The sequence below is a fragment of the Sorangium sp. So ce363 genome, assembly GCF_051520435.1.
GTDB lineage: Bacteria > Myxococcota_A > Polyangia > Polyangiales > Polyangiaceae > Sorangium > Sorangium cellulosum_B.
Window position 1 is genome coordinate 1,690,516 of sequence record NZ_CP150333.1, and the last position, 16,284, is coordinate 1,706,799.

The 16,284-nt window shown below is 71.8% G+C and carries 12 protein-coding genes and 1 tRNA gene; 5 read left to right on the plus strand and 8 right to left on the minus strand.

Annotated elements, in window-relative coordinates; all coding sequences use genetic code 11:
- Positions 1-92: 92 nt before the first annotated feature.
- On the minus strand, positions 93-1,550 hold the full coding sequence (locus WMF12_RS06450) for a PLP-dependent aminotransferase family protein (protein WP_437868948.1): 1,458 nt from the start codon (positions 1,548-1,550) through the stop codon (positions 93-95).
- Positions 1,551-1,641: 91 nt separating this feature from the next.
- On the opposite strand from WMF12_RS06450, the gene WMF12_RS06455 reads away from it, so the two are divergent.
- Positions 1,642-2,676 carry a GNAT family N-acetyltransferase gene (locus WMF12_RS06455; RefSeq protein ID WP_437868958.1) on the plus strand — a complete coding sequence of 345 codons (1,035 nt, stop codon included), beginning with the start codon at positions 1,642-1,644 and terminating at the stop codon, positions 2,674-2,676.
- Between the two features lie 53 nt (positions 2,677-2,729).
- Here WMF12_RS06455 and WMF12_RS06460 read toward each other — a convergent pair whose 3' ends face one another.
- The 3 genes from WMF12_RS06460 to WMF12_RS06470 all read right to left on the minus strand — a co-directional run bounded on the left by WMF12_RS06460 (position 2,730) and on the right by WMF12_RS06470 (position 4,676).
- The gene (locus WMF12_RS06460) at positions 2,730-3,518 is read right to left on the minus strand and encodes an HIRAN domain-containing protein (protein ID WP_437868969.1); all 789 of its coding nucleotides are present in this window, start codon (positions 3,516-3,518) and stop codon (positions 2,730-2,732) included.
- The gene (locus WMF12_RS06465) at positions 3,515-4,381 is read right to left on the minus strand and encodes a HipA domain-containing protein (protein ID WP_437868977.1); all 867 of its coding nucleotides are present in this window, start codon (positions 4,379-4,381) and stop codon (positions 3,515-3,517) included. The genes WMF12_RS06460 and WMF12_RS06465 overlap by 4 nt, the downstream gene beginning before the upstream one ends.
- A 221-nt stretch (positions 4,382-4,602) precedes the next feature.
- A tRNA-Arg gene (locus WMF12_RS06470) sits at positions 4,603-4,676 on the minus strand.
- 201 nt (positions 4,677-4,877) lie between these two features.
- Here WMF12_RS06470 and WMF12_RS06475 point away from each other — a divergent pair.
- Positions 4,878-6,509 carry a L,D-transpeptidase gene (locus tag WMF12_RS06475; RefSeq protein ID WP_437868986.1) on the plus strand — a complete coding sequence of 544 codons (1,632 nt, stop codon included), beginning with the start codon at positions 4,878-4,880 and terminating at the stop codon, positions 6,507-6,509.
- Positions 6,510-6,525: 16 nt separating this feature from the next.
- On the opposite strand, the gene fusA is transcribed toward WMF12_RS06475, so the two are convergent.
- Positions 6,526-8,637, minus strand: coding sequence for an elongation factor G (gene fusA / locus WMF12_RS06480; protein WP_437868993.1), 2,112 nt, complete (start codon positions 8,635-8,637; stop codon positions 6,526-6,528).
- Positions 8,638-8,841: 204 nt separating this feature from the next.
- Between fusA and WMF12_RS06485 the strand changes: the two genes are divergently transcribed.
- From WMF12_RS06485 to WMF12_RS06495, 3 genes are all read left to right on the plus strand, one after another.
- Positions 8,842-9,189 carry a transcriptional regulator gene (locus WMF12_RS06485; protein WP_437868998.1) on the plus strand — a complete coding sequence of 116 codons (348 nt, stop codon included), beginning with the start codon at positions 8,842-8,844 and terminating at the stop codon, positions 9,187-9,189.
- Positions 9,190-9,471: 282 nt separating this feature from the next.
- Positions 9,472-11,472, plus strand: coding sequence for a protein kinase domain-containing protein (locus WMF12_RS06490; protein ID WP_437869011.1), 2,001 nt, complete (start codon positions 9,472-9,474; stop codon positions 11,470-11,472).
- A gap of 52 nt (positions 11,473-11,524) precedes the next feature.
- Positions 11,525-12,793 carry a glycoside hydrolase family 113 gene (locus tag WMF12_RS06495; RefSeq protein ID WP_437744748.1) on the plus strand — a complete coding sequence of 423 codons (1,269 nt, stop codon included), beginning with the start codon at positions 11,525-11,527 and terminating at the stop codon, positions 12,791-12,793.
- A gap of 40 nt (positions 12,794-12,833) precedes the next feature.
- Here WMF12_RS06495 and WMF12_RS06500 read toward each other — a convergent pair whose 3' ends face one another.
- The 3 genes from WMF12_RS06500 to WMF12_RS06510 form a co-directional block, all read right to left on the minus strand.
- On the minus strand, positions 12,834-14,231 hold the full coding sequence (locus tag WMF12_RS06500) for an ATP-binding protein (RefSeq protein ID WP_437869035.1): 1,398 nt from the start codon (positions 14,229-14,231) through the stop codon (positions 12,834-12,836).
- Between the two features lie 176 nt (positions 14,232-14,407).
- Positions 14,408-15,124, minus strand: coding sequence for a TIM barrel protein (locus WMF12_RS06505; protein WP_437744750.1), 717 nt, complete (start codon positions 15,122-15,124; stop codon positions 14,408-14,410).
- A gap of 28 nt (positions 15,125-15,152) precedes the next feature.
- Positions 15,153-16,235 (minus strand): nucleotidyltransferase domain-containing protein, encoded by a 1,083-nt coding sequence (locus tag WMF12_RS06510; protein ID WP_437869051.1) that lies wholly within the window; start codon positions 16,233-16,235, stop codon positions 15,153-15,155.
- Between the last annotated feature and the right edge of the window lie 49 nt (positions 16,236-16,284).

Genomic DNA, 16,284 nt, shown 5'->3' on the forward strand with positions numbered 1-16,284 from the left:
TAGGGATGTTTTGTCGACGCCTCCACGCTTCCACGTGCGGCGTCCACCTTCGGGAGGGCCGCGGCGCTCAGCTGGTCCGCCCGCCTGGGCGCTCACACCGCCTCGACCATCCTCTCCACCGCATCGCTGATCTCCCGCTCGTCCAGCGCCGCGAACCCGAGCCGCAGGAAGGGGCGCTTCTTGCCGTCGAACGCGAACCGCCGCCCCGCGGAGAACGCCACCTTTCGCGCGAGCGCGCGCTCGGCCCAGGCGTCCGCGTCGATCGCGGCGTCCACCTTGGCCCACAGGGCCATACCGCCGGCTGGCACGGCGAAGTCGAGCGCGTCGGGGAGCCGCGCGCGCAGCGACGCGACGAGCAGATCGCGCCGCGCCCGGTAGGCGCGGCGCGCGCGCTGCGCGTGGCGCTGCACCTCGCCGTCCTCGAGGAGCTCGGCGACAGCGCGCTCCACGGCGTGGTCGCCCTGCCGGTCGACGAAGGTGCGATGGAGGGAGAGGCGCTCGATCAGCGGTCCGGGAGCGACCACGAAGCCGATCCGGAGCCCGGGGGCGAGGATCTTGGACAGGGTGCCGATGTAGACGACGACGCCGGCCGTGTCCGCGCTGGCGAGCGGCAGCACCGGGCGGCCGTCGTAGTGGAACTCGTGATCGTAGTCGTCCTCGAGGACCGCGATCCGGCGGGCCCGGCAGAGCTCGAGGAGCGCGATGCGCCTGCCGGGCGCGAGCACCGCGGTCGTGGGGTACTGGTGGTGCGGGGTGACGTAGACGGCGCGCAGGCGCTCCCGCTCGGCGAGCTCCGAGAGCGCGTCGACGGAGAGGCCCGCGGCGTCGACCGGCAGCGGGAGGAGCCGCGCGCCGGCGAGGCGGAGCGCCTCCCACGCGGGGCGGTAACCGTAGGACTCGACGGCGACCGCGTCGCCCGGCGCGATCAGGGCGCGGGCGACGAGGTCGAGCGCCATCTGGCTGCCGCGCGTGACGAGGACCGACTCCGGCCCGGCGGCGAGGCCGCGCACCGCCGAGAGCATCGCGGCGAGGGCGGCGCGGAGGCGCTCGTCGCCGCGCGGATCGGCGTAGTCGAGCAGCTGCTTCGACCCGGCGTGCAGCGCGCGGCGGTAGGCGCGCGCGAGCGCCGCGGTCGGGACGAGGCGCATGTCGGGGAGGCCGCCGCTCATGCGGAGCGTGCCGGGCGGGATGATGGGCACGTGCCGGAGCGAGGTCGCGCCGAGATCGAAGCCGAGCCGCGCCGGCACCTCCGCCCGCGCGGCCGCGCGCCGGGCGAAGCCGCGGGGCGCCGGCGCCGGCAGCTCCGCCGAGACGAAGGTGCCGCGCGCGGCGCTGGCCTCGATCCAGCCCTCGGCGGCGAGCTCGCGGTACGCGGCGAGGACGGTGTTGCGATGGACCGACAGGGACCGCGCGAGCGCGCGGCTGCCCGGCAGCTCGGCGCCGGCGCGGAGCCGGCCGCGGCGGATGTCGTCGGCGAGGGCGCGCGCGATCTGAAGGAAGATCGGCTGCTGTGCGGCGGGATCGACCGCGAGGGCGAGCTCCCAGGGCATGCCAGCTGGTCTAGCAGAAATCGGCGAACCGGATCTTTCGAGAGTACCAGGTGCGCGCCAACCTCGGTCCATGCGCAGGGAGATTTTTCGCATGGAGAGGGCGGAGGCCGAGGCGCTCCTCGGGCTCGCGGAGGTGATCCACCTGGCGTCGACGACGGCCGAGGGCGAGCCGGTGCTGAGGACGGTGCACGGCGTCGTGGTCCGGGGCGCGATCGCGTTCCACGGCGCGCCCGTGGGCGAGAAGACCGAGGCCGTCGGCCGGCCCGCGGTGGTGTCGTGCGAGCAGGTCGTCGCGTCGATCCCGAGCTACTTCACCGATCCGGAGCGGGCGTGCCCGGCGACGACGCTCTACCGGAGCGCGCAGGTCCACGGGGTGATCGAGCGCGTGGACGATCCGGATCACAAGGCCGAGGTGCTGGAGGCGCTGATGCAGAAGTACCAGCCCGAGGGCGGGTACACGCCGCTCGACGCGTCGAGCCCGCTCTACCGCAAGGCGATCGCTGGGATCCTCGTGCTCGCGGTCCCGCTGTCGCGGCTCGACGGCAAGGCGAAGCTCGCGCAGAACCGGACGCCCGAGGAGCGGGCGCGGATCCTCACGAAGCTCTGGGAGCGGGGTGCGCCGGGCGATGCCGCGGCGATCGAGCTGCTCCGCGGCGCTTGCCTGGACACGCCGGTGCCCGAGTTCCTGCAGGCGCCGGCGGGCTGCGTGCTCGCGTGCGCGCTGGGCCCGCGCGACGTGGCGGCGGCCGTCGATCTGCTGGAGGGCGGCTACTGGAACCAGGGCGTGTCGCGCGAGGCGATCGCGCGGGCGCTGCTCGGCTCGTCGGCGTGGGTGGGCGCGCGCGACGCGGCGGGCCGGCTCGTGGCGACGGCGCGGGCGATCAGCGACGGGAGCAGGCGCGCGTGGATGTACGACGTGATGGTCGCGCCCTCGCTGCGGGGCCGCGGCGTGGGCGAGGCGGTGGTGCGGCTGCTGCTCGGGCACCCCGCGGTCCGCGGCGCGAGCCACGTCCACCTGGGCACCCAGGACGCGCACTCGTTCTACGCGCGGTTCGGTTTCCGTGACCGCGCGGCGCTGCCGCCGCGGCCGTTCACGTCGACGGAGATGGTCTTCGCCAGGGGGTGAGGGGAGCGTGGCTCGTCGCGCGGGGGGCGCACACCCGCACGACGCTGGGGGCATTACTGGATCGCGTGGTCTGCCTGGGTGGGCGGCACGGTGAGCGAGCTCAGCGGTTGGAACTGCTCGCCTTGAAACGGGACGAACCCGTCTGGCCAGCGCGCTTCGAGCCGACCCAGCACACGATGGTGCAGCGGCGCGGGCGGCAGGTTCACCCTATCGACGAACACATCCATCGACACGCGGTAGTCGATGAGCTTCGCGATGTCCGGCACGAGGTAGTCTGGAATGTAGCCTAGCAAGCACTTGTCTGCGCTGCGGAGCGCGACGGCGTTGGGGTTCGCCTCGTTCTGCGCATCGAGCATCCAGAACAGCCGTTCTCCGGACACGAGGCGTGCGATGCGTTCTTCTGCGCCTGGGATGTACCGGACGCCGCGGAGGAGGAAGCGAGTTGTGTAGCCGCCTGTCTCGTCCTGCTCCGGCGCAGGTACCACTTCGATGCGATCCGTCTCCCGCCTGCCCCCGCTCCGCGCCAGGATCTCGACCGAGTCCGCCTCCGCGGGGTTAAGACCCAGCACTTGCAGATACGCCAGGTAATCCGGGCGGGTCGTAGGCATCACCCGATTTGAGAAGAAGGGGAACAGCGACGGGCTGCGATAGACCTTGTAAAGTTCGGGGAACGCAATGAACGGCTGGAAGCCCCGCTCCATCGCCTCCAGCGCACCCTGAATGTACTGGAATTCGTAGAGATCGCCGTCCGTTCCGCCGTGATGAACGAGCCGGGCGACCGGAATGATCGCGCTATGGTTCGAGTCGTACCATGTGACGAAGAGGGTTCGGCCGGCCGTCATGGATGCGTTTCCAGCAGTGAGAGCAACGCGCGGCGGTTGGTCGACATCACCGCAAGGGCGAACTGGCGAGCCGGCTCACTGATTCGATGGGCAGGGATGCGGTCCACGATGGAGGATACCGTAGCATGATCGGTTGCGCCGAGTCGCTCGAGCCAGTGCCTGCCGGCCAGCTGCGCGTGCCGCATCGCCTCCGCGAAGGCATCGAGCGGGCTCATTGGCGCTGGATCCTGGGCGTTCCGGTAAAGGGCCGAGCGCGCCTTCTTGCAATACGCATCGACGGAGCGCCGCCGGTCCCGGCCTTCGAGGCGTGCGCGCCGCTCTTCGTCCTTGAGCTCCCGGCCCAAGCTCGATGCGTGGTCATAGCTGGGCGCGAGTGCCGCATAGCGCTCTGCCTGTCCGACGCGCACGAGCACGGCCCAGTTCTCGTGGTGCCGATCGGTGTTGCCGATCAACGCGTCGAGCATGAGGTAGCCGAGGAACCAATCCACTGCCGTCGCGAGATCGGCCGAAGCTGTACCTTCGGGTGCACGAATGAAGCTCTGGCTGAGCGCGTCGAGCACAAAGGTAACGGTGTGCTCGGACGCGCTGTAGGCAGCGTGCACGGGGTACTCCGGACGGCGCTCCTGCAACAGTTCGTTCCCATGCGCTAGAGCATGCTCGTCGTCGGTGATGGCAAGCGTAAGCGTCCCGGGTTGCCCCTCGTAGACGGCGAGATCCACCTCCGCATGTGGAACGCCGAGGGCGCCCGCGACCTCGGCGGCGATTTTTTCCGCCCAGTCTTCCCCAGTACTGGCGCGGGCGTACTTGAAGAGGTAGCGACGGTGGTCATCGGCGTGACACCAGAACTTGCGCTTGGTGCCCATGGGCTCCTCTCCAGTCCGCCAGACAGGAGAGACCTCGCGGATGGAGTACGCCTCTGCCACTGCATCACCTCGGAACGCAGTGCATGCTCACGAGCGCGTCGTCTGCCCTCGAACCAGCCAGTGCAACGGTCGAGCCGGCTCGCGACAGCGCCAGCGATGCACACTTCACCGACGCCGCGAACCAGGCGAACAGCAGCGGCGTATGAAATCTGAAAACCCTGCGCGCCACAGTGGATTCGAACCACTGGCCTTCGGCTCCGGAGGCCGACGCTCTATCCAGCTGAGCTAGTGGCGCATTCTCGCGGGGTTTCGCGAGGGCCCCGAACCTACCCAAGGCTGGGCTCAAGCGCAACCCCATTCCAGCATCTTCGCGCACCGCCGGCAGCAACCCTCCGGAAGGCGGACCTCGCAGCGGCGTCCGTGGGGGGCTCCTGGCCGGCCGCGCGCCATCCGCCAAAATTTGGCCACCGGCCCGTCTGTCCGGCATTCCCGGGGCATGGATGCCCGACAGCGAAGCTCCGCGCTCCCGGCCCCGGCGCGCGGACCCCTCCCGCTCGCCCTGGCCGTCGCCGCCCTCTCCCTGCCGGCCCTGTCGGCCTGCACCGGCGGGGAGAACGCCACGCCCGAGGGCATCATCAGCCTCTCCGCGGGCGCGGCCCAGAACGCCGCCGAGAACGACCCCGCCACCCTGCCGCGCCCGGACGGGCCCCGCATCGGCGCCGTGCAGATGGTCGCGCCCATCTACGAGAAGGCGGACCGGCGCTCGGCCAAGCTCGGCTACCTCCGCGCGGGCGGGACGGCGCCCCGCGGGGAGAAGCCCGCCGCGTTCGACGACTGCCAGGGCGGCTACTACCGCGTGCTGCCGGCCGGGTTCATGTGCGCGGACGGCGACGCCACGATCGACACGCAGCACCCGATCGTCCGGGCGCTCACGCGGCGGCCCGACCTGTCCAAGCCGATGCCGTACCCGTACGCCTTCGTCCGGGCCATCGCGCCGAACTACTACCGGATGCCGTCCACGAAGGAGCAGCTCCAGTACGAGATGAGCCTGGAGCGGCACCTCCGCAGCTACAAGAAGCTCAAGAAGAAGTGGGACGAGGTCAAGGTCGGCGCCAACGACGTGCCGCTCGACCCCGCGGGCAACGCCGTCGCCGACCCGCCCGCGGAGCCGCCCGACCTCGGCGACAGCGAGCTCTTCGGCGGCAACGGCAGCGACGAGATCCCCTGGTTCTTCAAGGGCGGCCGGCAGCTCCCGAACATCTCGTCGTTCAAGGTCCCGGGCTACGCGATCATCACCAACCGGATCGCGCGCAAGGCAGGGCTCGCCCTCATCGACACCTTCATGGGCGACGGCGGGCGGCGCTTCGCCCTGACCACCGACGCGCGGCTCGTGCCCACCTCGAAGCTCAAGCCCGCCCGCGGCTCCACGTTCCACGGCGTCGACATGACCAAGGGGTGGGAGCTGCCGCTCGCGTTCGTACACCGGCAGGACGCGAAGCGCTACGACATCTCCGGCGGCGAGATGGAGAAGGCGGGCGAGCTGCCCTGGCACACCGCCGTGCAGCTCACGGGGCGCTCGAAGAAGGTCGGCGGCGTCCGCCTCGTCGAGGCGAAGGACGGGACGTGGGTGCGCGACTCCGACGTCGCCATCGCGGTGAAGCCCTCGGAGCTGCCGTCGTTCGCGCAGGGGACCGTGAAGTGGATCGACATCTCGATCCTGAGCCAGACGCTCATCCTCTACGAGGGCAGGAAGCCCGTCTACGCCACCGCGGCGGCGACGGGCCGCGACGGGCTCGGCGACCCCAAGAAGACCTTCTCGACCGTGCGCGGGACGTTCCGGATCCGCGACAAACACGTCACGACGACCATGGACGCGCACGAGGTCGACAACAAGTTCGAGCTCCGCGACGTGCCGTGGGTGCAGTACTTCGAGGCCGGCTACGCGATCCACGCGGCGCCGTGGCACGACGACTACGGCAAGCCGCGCAGCCACGGGTGCATCAACCTGTCGCCGATCGACGCGCGCCGGGTGTTCCTCTGGACCGATCCCCCCGTGCCCGACGGATGGCACGGGGTCAGCGCGGGGAAGGCCACGGGGGAAGGGACCATCGTCCACATCCATCCCTAGAGCGGAGCGGCGGGGGTCAGTCCTCGTCGGCCTCGGCCTTGAAGCCGCTCTCCTTGATCACCTTGTCCTGCACCATCGGCGGGCAGACCTCCAGGTGCTCGACGTTCATCGTGAACGTGCCTTTGCCCTGGGTCATGCTCTTCAGCTTCGACTCGTACTCGAGCACCTCGGCGAGCGGGACGAACGCGTTCACGATCGTCTGGCTCTCGACCGAGTCCGTGCCGATGATCCTCCCGCGGCGGCTGTTGATGTCGCCGATGATGTCGCCCATCGCGACGCTCGGCACCGTCACCGAGAGCCGCACGATGGGCTCGAGCAGCACCGGCGCGCACTGCGCGGCGGCGGCCTTGAACGCCTTGCTGCCCGCCATCTGGAACGCCGCGTCCGAGGAGTCGACGTCGTGGTACTTGCCGTCGAAGAGCCGGACCTTGACGTCGATCATCGGGTAGCCCGCCAGGACGCCCTTCGACATCGACTTGACGATGCCCTTCTCGACCGAGGGGATGAACTGCCGCGGCACGGCGCCGCCCACGACCGCGTCCTCGAAGACGAAGCCGCCGCCGCGCGGCAAAGGCTCCATGTCGATGTAGCAGACGCCGAACTGGCCATGTCCGCCCGTCTGCTTCTTGTGCTTGCCCTCGATGTTCGTGGCCTTCTTCGAGATCGTCTCCTTGTAGGCGATGTGCGGCGGGCCGAGCCGACAGTCGACCCCGACGCGCCGGCGGATGCGCTCCACCGTGATCTCGAGGTGCAGGGCGCCGAGCCCCGAGACGACGAGCTCGCGGGTCGACGCGTCCTGGTGCACGCTGAGCCCCGGGTCCTCCTCGGTCAGCCGGTAGAGCGCGTTGCCGACCTTGTCCTCGCCGCCCTTGGCGTCGAACCGCACGCCGCGCGAGAAGAGGGCCGGCGGCAGCTCCGGCGCGGAGAGCAAGAACGCGTGCTTCTCGTCCGAGAGCGTGTGCCCGCTCAGCGTGGCCTTCAGCTTGTGCAGCGCGACGATGTCCCCGGCGCGCGCCTCGTCCACCTGCTTGTGGTCCTTGCCGACCACGCCGTGGATCTTCCCGAGCCGCTCCGTGCCGCCCGTGCTCGCGTTGAGCATCGTGGCGTCGGGCCGGAGCACGCCGGAGAGCACGCGCACGAACGAGGTGCGGCCGGCGTGCGGATCGATCGAGGTCTTGAAGACGAACGCCGCGGCCGGGGCCTCCGCCGCCGACGGCCGCTCCGCGGCCTGCGGCGCGGCGCCGGGCTTGCCGCTCGGGACGACGCCGCTCCAGGCCGGGTGCTCGGTCGGCGGCGGCACGAGCTCGACGATGCCGTCGAGCAGCGCGGCGACGCCGCTCGGGCGGACCCCGGAGGCGAAGTAGACCGGGATCAGCGCCCCCTGGCGGACCGCGGCGCGGAGCCCCTGCTCGAGCTCCTCCTGCGTGAGATCGCCCTCGGTCAGGTACCGCTCGGTGAGCTCGTCGTCGCTGCCGGCGACGTCGTCGACGAGCTTCCCCCGGGCCTTCTCGACGGCGCCCGCGGCGTCGGCCGGCACGGGAGAGCCCGCGGCCGTGGCGGGCGCCTCGGGTTTGTCGAGCCAGGCCTTCTTCGTCCGGATGGCGACGACCCCCCGGTGCTGGAGCCCCTCGCCGACGCGCTCCTCCATCACCGCGAGCGGCGCCTTGAGGCGCGCGCGGATCTCGGCGAGCACCTCGTCGGGGCGGGCGTTCTCGGCGTCGACCTTCGTGACGACGATCATGCACGGTAGCTTTGCGTCCCTCACCCAGCCGAATACGCGCTCCGTGATCGGCTGCACGCCGTCCTTGCCGCTCACGACGAGGATGGCCGCGTCGACCGCCGCGAGGGCGAGCCGCGTCTCGGCGAGGAAGCTCCCCTCGCCCGGCGTGTCGACGAGGTTGACCTTCTTCCCCGCCCAGGCGAGGTGCGCGACGCTCGCCTCGAACGAGCAAACGTGCTCTTTTTCCTCGGCGGTTTCGTCGAGGACACTCGACTTGTCGTCCACCTTGCCGAGCTTGGCCGTCGCCTTGGCGACGTACAGCATGGCCTCGGCGAGCGATGTCTTCCCAGCCCCCTTGTGTCCGATGATTGCAACGTTCCTGATGTCCCCTGCCTCAGTCGTTGTCATCCCTCGTTCGTACCAATCCCCGTCGAGATCGAGAAGGCCGGCACGCGATTTTTGCGGAGCTTTCCTCGAGGCAGGAGGTCAGCGAAGCCGGGCAGCGAGTCGCTCACCCGAGCTCTGCCGCGACGCGCTGCGGCGTGCTCTGGCGATTTGCGCTTGTCCGGCGCTGCCTGAGTGGAGCGCTCGCCCGGGAGCTCGGCGCACGAAATGAGCACTCTCCGCCTCGCGCTCCAGATGGTCCTCGGTATCGCGCTACCGTTCGCGCTGCAGCGCTGGGACCGACGGCGGCTCACGCCCGAGCAGCGCGGCGCTTGCTGGAACGGAGCGACCTGGGGCGCGGCCCTCTATGCGTTCGGCCCGCTGTCCATGCTCGGGTGGTGCTGGGTCACGCGCGGCGTCCAGCACGGGCGGCCGGGGGCGCGTGGAACACGGGGAACAGCGCGCTTCCGCGCGCTGAAGGCGCTCGGGCTCGGCGCGGCGTCCGCCGCAGCGCTCGTCCTGATCCTGAGCGGCGTCGATTATCTGGTCGCGCTCGCATTGGGGCTCCCGCCGTGAGTCGCGTGGATGGCACGCGGAACGCATGGAAGCGGTGTCGATGGCTCGATGGCCCATGACAGTAGCCGCGGATGCCGCTGATGGAGATGGCTGCAGGCCGGCCGGCCGGCCAGCTGGCCGGCCAGCCAGCTGCGCCAAAATGCGTGAAGAACGGACATTTTCGTGTCCGAGTGTCACTAGACGACACGTCATGGACGCGATAGCAGCACTCTGAATCTGTTATTCAGGGGACAGGCTTTGACTCTGTCCGCGGAGCTCGCGGACACACACCGAGGCAGTGCGTTGACGTCGCTGAAGCCCAGAGCAGAGGATCGCGCGGCCGCACGGGAGCGGACCGACGCTGAACGTGCGCCGCGGGCGGCCGAGGGCGGCCCGAGGTGGCAAGAGATCGTCGCCGGCAGGTACGCGGTGGAGACCCGGATCGGCGCCGGCGGCGTGGGCGTCGTCCAGCTCGCCACCGATCGCCTGTCGGGCCAGCGCGTCGCGCTCAAGCGCGTCGATCCGAGGCTCGTCGAGAACAGGCACGCCGTCGATCGGCTGCTCCGGGGCGCCCGCGCCGCGCGCGCGCTCAAGGGCAGGTACGTCGCGCGGATCCTCGACGTCGGGGTCGAAGGTGGCGCGCCGTTCGTGGTCAGCGAGTACCTGGAGGGCTCCGACGTCACGAGCTACCTGCGGCGCCGCGGGCCGATCCGGGTCAGGGAGGCGGTGAAGTACCTCCTGCAGATCTGCGAGGCGGTCGCCGAGGCGCATGGCATCGGGATCCTTCACCGGGATATCAAGCCCGAGAACCTCTTTCTCAGCTTCGGCGACGGCGCCCCGAGCGTGAAGGTCCTCGACTTCGGGGTGTCGGCCGTCGCCTGCGGTGTCGAGAGCGAGGGGCCGAACGCCGCCTCGGGCGCCATGCGGACGTCGCTGCTCTTCATGGCGCCGGAGCAGATGCGGTCGGCGGGCGGCATCGACGAGCGCGCCGACATCTGGTCGATCGGCGCGGTCGCCTATGCGCTGCTCTGCGGGGCGAGCCCGTTCGATGCGCCGACCGAGCTCGAGATCTGCACCAAGGTCCTGACCGAGCCGCCCGCGCCCTTTCCGGCGGGCGTCGAGCCCCCGGAGCTGCGGGCCCTCCTGCTGCGCTGCCTCGCCAAGGACCCGGAGGCGCGCCCCTCGGACGTCGCGAAGCTCGCGTTCGCGCTCGCGCGCTTCGGGGGCGAGGGCGCGGAGGACGCGGCCGAGCGCGTGTGGGAGGCGCTCCGGGCGGACGAGACCGTCCGCATGGCGACGCCTGCTCCGGTCGCCGCGGACGAGTGGGAGGCCGACACGCTGGCGGACCTGCCGAGGATGTCGCCCGACGATCTCATGAGCGACCTCGAGACGACGGCCAAGTGGGAATCTCCCGCAGGCCGTCTGTCCGACGCCACGCTGGTGTCGCACGCGGGAGCGGCGTGGGACGGCGGCGATCACCTCCGGGCGAGCCGGACTCCGCCCCCGCCGGTCCTGACGGTGAGCCCGCCGGAGCGCCGCTCCGATCCCCAGGCGGGCGGGCCAGGGCAGCCGCCGACCGCCGAGGACACGCCCGTTCCGCTCGGCCGCAAGGTCGTGCACCGCGTCAGCGACGGCGCGGCGCCTCGCGTCACGCCGGCGCTCACGGCGCGTGTCCTGGCCGAGGCCGATGCGGAGCGCCTCACGGTGGTGCGCCGGGGGCCGTCGCCGTGGCCCCGGCGGTTCGCGATCGCCTTCGCGCTGTTCGGGATGCTCGCGGGGATCGGCGGCGTGTGGCTCGTGCAGATGCGCACGCTCGACGGAGGCGGGAGCGCGCTGCCTGCGGCGAAGGGGCTGGCGAAGCGCGCGGCTCAGGAGGCGCGCTCGTCGGTGGTGGCGAGGCGATCGAGCGCGGCCGTCCCTGCCGCGCCGGAGCCCTCGCCCGAGCCCACGGCGGTCGAGCCCCCGGCGGCCGAGCTGGTTCCCGCGAGCGCCGCGGGTCCCGAGAGCGAGGCGCCGCGTGTGGCGCAAGCGCGAGGGGCCCGTCTCGACGCGCGGCGCCCCGAGGTCATCTACGACGAGGTCGAGCGCGAGCGGCGGCGGCGGCGCGAGAAGCTCGAGCGCGAGCGGGCGTGGCGTGAGGCGACCACCCGTGCGCGGCAAGAGCGCGACGCGTCCCGGCGCGAGCCGCCGCGGCCCGAGGAGGGCGCGGTTGGGCCGGCGCAGCCCGCCGAGGGCGCGCGCGCGCCGCAGCAACCCGCGGAGAGCGACGGCGCGCAGCGACCTCAGGCGAGCGACGGCGGGTGACGTCCGCGGCCCGGCGGTCCGCCTGCCTGGTATAAGGCGGCCCGTGCCAGGGATGAGTCGAGGAGGTTACGCGCTCGCCCGCGCGGCGGGCGCCGCGCTCGCCGTGTCGGCGGCGGCGGTCGGCGCTCCTGTGCGCCCTGCGAGCGCCGCGCCGCAGGCCGCGCAGCAGGCGCCGCGGGTCGCGCCGGAGCACCTGCCGTACGGCGCGGCGGGGTGGGCCGTGTCGGGCTGGGGCGGCGTGCGCGGCGTGACGATCGGGCCGATCGAGAACCTGCGTCACCCGGGCCGCGGCTACGGCACCGCGGCGAGCGGGCGGGCGATGGATGAGGCGGTCGCCATGGGCGCGACGTGGGTCAGCCTGACGCCGTTCGGCCGCGTGTGGGACGGCAAGGGCACGGGCGTCGATCTCGTCTTCGAGGCGCCGTTCGAGGAGAACCGGCGCAACGTGCTCGCGGCGATCGCGCAGGCGCACGCGCGCGGGCTCAAGGTGCTGCTCGTCCCGCACCTCTGGGTCGAGAGCGGCGAGTGGCGGGCCCAGATCGATCCCGGGGACGACGCCGGCTGGGCGCGCTGGGCCGAGTCGTACCGCCGGTTCCTGCTCACGTGGGCCGCGGTCGCGCGCGAGGGAGGCGCGGAGATGCTCAGCGTGGGCGTCGAGCTGCGGAGCTGGGTGACGACGCCGCGGGCGGCGAGCTTCCTGCCGATCATCGAGGCGGTGCGCCGCGTGTACCCGGGGCTGCTCACCTACTCGGCGAACTGGGACGACGTCGAGCACACGCTGATCTTCGACGCGCTCGACCTCATCGGCATCAACGCGTTCTACCCGCTGGCGGAGCGCGAGGGCGCGTCGTTCGAGGAGCTCCTGCGCGGCGGGCGCAAGGTGGCGGCCGGGGTGGACGCCGTGGCGCGCGCGTGGGGCAAGCCGATCCTGCTGACGGAGATCGGCTACACCACGCGGCGCGATCCCGCCGTGCGCCCGTGGGAGTGGCCCGATCGCATGAAGGGCGTGGTGGTCGACCAGCGCTCGCAGGCCGAGGCCTACGCCGCGGTGATCGCGCCGTTCCTCGACGCGCGCACGTGCGCCGGCTTCTTCGTCTGGCGGCTCTACGCCGATCCAGACGACGTCTCGCAGGAGGCCGAGTGGGGCTTCTCGCCGAGGGGCAAGCTCGCGGAGCTCGTGCTGCGCGACGCCTTCGCCACCCGCTGGGCCGCCGACGGCCCCCGGCTGCCCGGCGACGCGCTCGGCGGGCACCGCGCCCGCACCCCGGGGCTCTTCGGCTGGGAGCTCGATCCCGACGAGCCCGGGAGCCTGTTCCCGTAGCCGGACGAGCGGACGAGCCGCTCCTTGCGGGACGATGCGCTCATGACGGCAGGCGGAGGGTGAAGGTCGAGCCCCTGCCTGCGGTGCTCGTCACCTCGATGCGCCCGCCGTGCGCCTCGGCGATGCGGAGCGCGGCCCACAGGCCGAGGCCGACGCCCGGGGCCACGCCGCTCGACGACGGGGCGCGGAAGTAGCGCTCGAACAGCCGTCGCTGATCGTCGGCCGCGATCCCCACGCCGCGGTCCGAGACCGCGATGGAGACCTCGGCGCCTACCCGCGCGACGGTCACCTGCACGGCGCCGCCCGCAGGCGAGTACTTGATGGCGTTCGCGACCAGGTTGTTGAGCACCTGCTCGACCCGGATCGGGTCGCAGCACAGCGGGACGGGCTCCTCGGGGAGCGACAGCCTGAGCTCGTGCGCGGTCGCGGTCGGGCGGTAGAGCTCCACGACGTCGCGGGCGAGCTCGCGCGCGTCCCGGGTCTCGCGGCGCAGCTCGAGCTCACCGCCCTCGAGCCGCGCGATGTCCATGAGGTCCGTGAGCATCCGGTCGCAGCGCGCGGCCTCCTTCCCGATGCGGGTGAGCATCGACCGGAGCCGCTCCTCGTGGGGGAGAGGCCGATCCGGCCGGAGGCTGTCGACCGTGAGCTTCAGCGCGGCGAGCGGGTTGCGCAGGTCGTGCGCGACGCTCGCGAGGATCCCGAGCTGCCTCTTGCGCTGCTCGGCCAGCGCGGCGGCCATCTCGTTGAACGCGACGGCGATCTCGCGCAGCTCGTCGAGCCCGCCCTGCGGCGCGCGGGCGTCGTGCGAGCCGGCCCCGTAGCGGTCGATCGCGGCGCGGATCGAGAGGAGCGGGCGATAGACGCACCTGCGCAGCTGCCAGAGCGCGAGCAGGACGCCGGCCAGCAGCATCCCGGCGGCCCCGAGGCTCACGATCTCCGAGAGCCTGTGCACCTCGTCGACGCGCTGCCGGGCGATCCGCGCCTCGGCGAGCCTGGTGGCGAGCAGCCGCTCGAGCGCGGCGAACGTACGGTCGACCTCATCGTGGGACGCCCCGGCCTCCCGGTGCTCCTGCGTGTGCGTGTGCGTGGCGAGGTAGCGCTCGATCTCCCGCTCGGCCTCCTCGAAGACGCTGGCGCTCTCCGCGGTGACCGGCTGCGCGCGGGCGTCCTCGAGCCACCGGGAGAGCTCGCGCCTGGCGGTATCGCGCGCGCCGACGTGCTCGGGGAGCTGGGTCAGCGCCACGCGGGCGCTCTCGCGCTCGTGGGAGAGGAGGTGGACCTCCAGCTGCGTGATGGACCGCACCTCCCGGACGATGTTGAAGAGGCACGTGACCTCGCGGGTCATGTACGTGGCGCTGAGCGTGAACCCGCTCGCCGTCAGCAGCGCGAGGGCGGCGAGCCATGCGGTGCTCGCCGCCGCGAGCGTCTTCAGCTTCATCGTCGTCCCCCGGTTCCGGCCCAGGTCGCGCCGGGAACGAGCGGAAGCGTAGCGCCTCGAGCGCGCGCGGCCCGTCCGCCGGGCAATCCGGAGCTCCCGGAGCCGCCGGGGAGGCGGCCGAGCCCGGGCGCTGCGGGAGCGGCGCGGCTCCCGTCGAGGCTGCGCTGCGCGCGGCCTCAGGCGTGCGTGTTTTCCAGGCCCTTCGGGTTCGACAGCGCCGCCCGCGCAATGGCCATCTGCCGCTCGAGCTCCGCGGGCGACGCCGGGGTCTCCAGGATCAGCGCCGCGTCGTCAGGGAGGTGGGCGGCGATCCGCTGGAACGCGTGCGCCGCGCTCTGGCTCAGGGCGCCGTGGCGGCTCCCCGCGTTCACCTCGCTCACGTGGAGCTGCTTCAGCCGCGTCCTGTGCTCCCGTACGAGGAAATGGGCCTCGGTCATCGTGCGATCGACCTGGTGCGCATGGCCGATATCGAAGCAGAACGACGCGTCCGGCAGCGCGTCGAAGAAGGGCCCGAGCTCCTCCACGGTGCGGCCTGTCCGCTTTCTCTTATCCATGTTCTCGATGGCGAGGAGGCCGCCGAGCTGCCGGAAGGCGCCGAGATCACGGAGCGTGTCGGGGTGGAGGACGATGAGCCATCCGAGCGCGGCCACCTCCGCCATGGCGTCGGCGACGGCGCGCTCCTCCGCCGCGTCGAAGCGACTCGGAGCGTGGAACGAGACGTAGCCGTACCGCGACAGGTCGAGCGAGCCGAGGAGCCGGAGCAGCGGCTTGAGCTCCGAGATCCGCAGCGCGGAGAGCTCCACGGCGGTCGCCGAGCTCCCTTCGAGCATCGAGAGCGCTCGCTCGACGTCGCTGAGGGCGAGCGCCCCTGTCGAGTAGCCCACGGGTCGCATCAGAACACCCCATAGGTCTGGAGGAGCATCAGAACACCCCATAGGTCTGGAGGAGCTTGCGGAGCTCGTCGTCTTCCTTGAAGAAGAGCCGGTCGAGCCCGCCCTGGAACTCACGCGCGATGTCCCGCACCCGCTTGAAGGTCGGGTCGCTGCCCAGCTGATCGTCCAGCGGCAGCTGCTTCAGCCGGCCGCGCTCCTCTTCGTTCGAGAGGAGCGCGAGGAACGCGTCGTAGCTGTCGAACAGCGTGCGCGCCGTCTCCGCGGAGATCGAGGGCCGGAGCAGCACCTCGGCCAGGCTCTCCAGGGGCGTCACCCGGATGCGCTCTCGCAGGAAGCGCACGAGCGCGGGCGTCGAGAGCCGCTCGCCGTCGTCGGTCAACGTCGCCCGATCCTTGCAGAACAGCTCGAAGCCGAAGCAGGTGAGGAGCCCGCTCACGAAGATGAGCTTCCGCGACATCCTGAGCTTCGCGTTGCGGAGCGCCCAGCCCGAGCTGCGCTCCCGCTGCTTGTAGACGAAATCGACGGCGACCGTGCGCCAGTACCGGACGATGTCGTTCAGGAGGAACATCGGGAGGATCTCGCGCTTGCTGCCGTAGCGCAGCCCGCGGTCGTCCTCGACGTACCGCGAGAGCACGAGCCTGAGCACCCGCTCGTGGGCGTCCGGCTGGCCGATCGCGAGCGACTCCAGGAGCAGCAGGATGCGCTGGGTCGTGTTCTTGTTCGTGTCCTCCTGCCCGCCGATCTGGTGGAGGATCGGGTGGCTGAAGGCCACGTTGCCGAACACGCCCGTCGGGCCCGGCTCATGGAACTTCGCTTCCCTCAGGATCCTCGTGATGGCCTGGACCTGGCTGAAATGCCCCTCGTCGGCCTGACCGTCGATGAGCAGCGTCCAGTCGAGATCGCTGCCGGTCGTGTACTCGCCCCGCGCCAGAGAGCCGAAGACCACGACGCTCGTGTCGCAGGGGATCTGCTCGCGGAGCAGCGCCGCGAGCCGCGCCCGGGTCTCCGTCGAGAGCCGCGCGGCCGCCTCGATGCTCGACCACGATCGCCCCGCCTTCTCGCCGATCCGCTCGATGGCGCTCCGCGGCGCCGCGTCTTCATCTCTCGTCATCGATCGCACCCTCGATCGCGGGAGCCGTTCATCGAGCCCACCGCAGCGC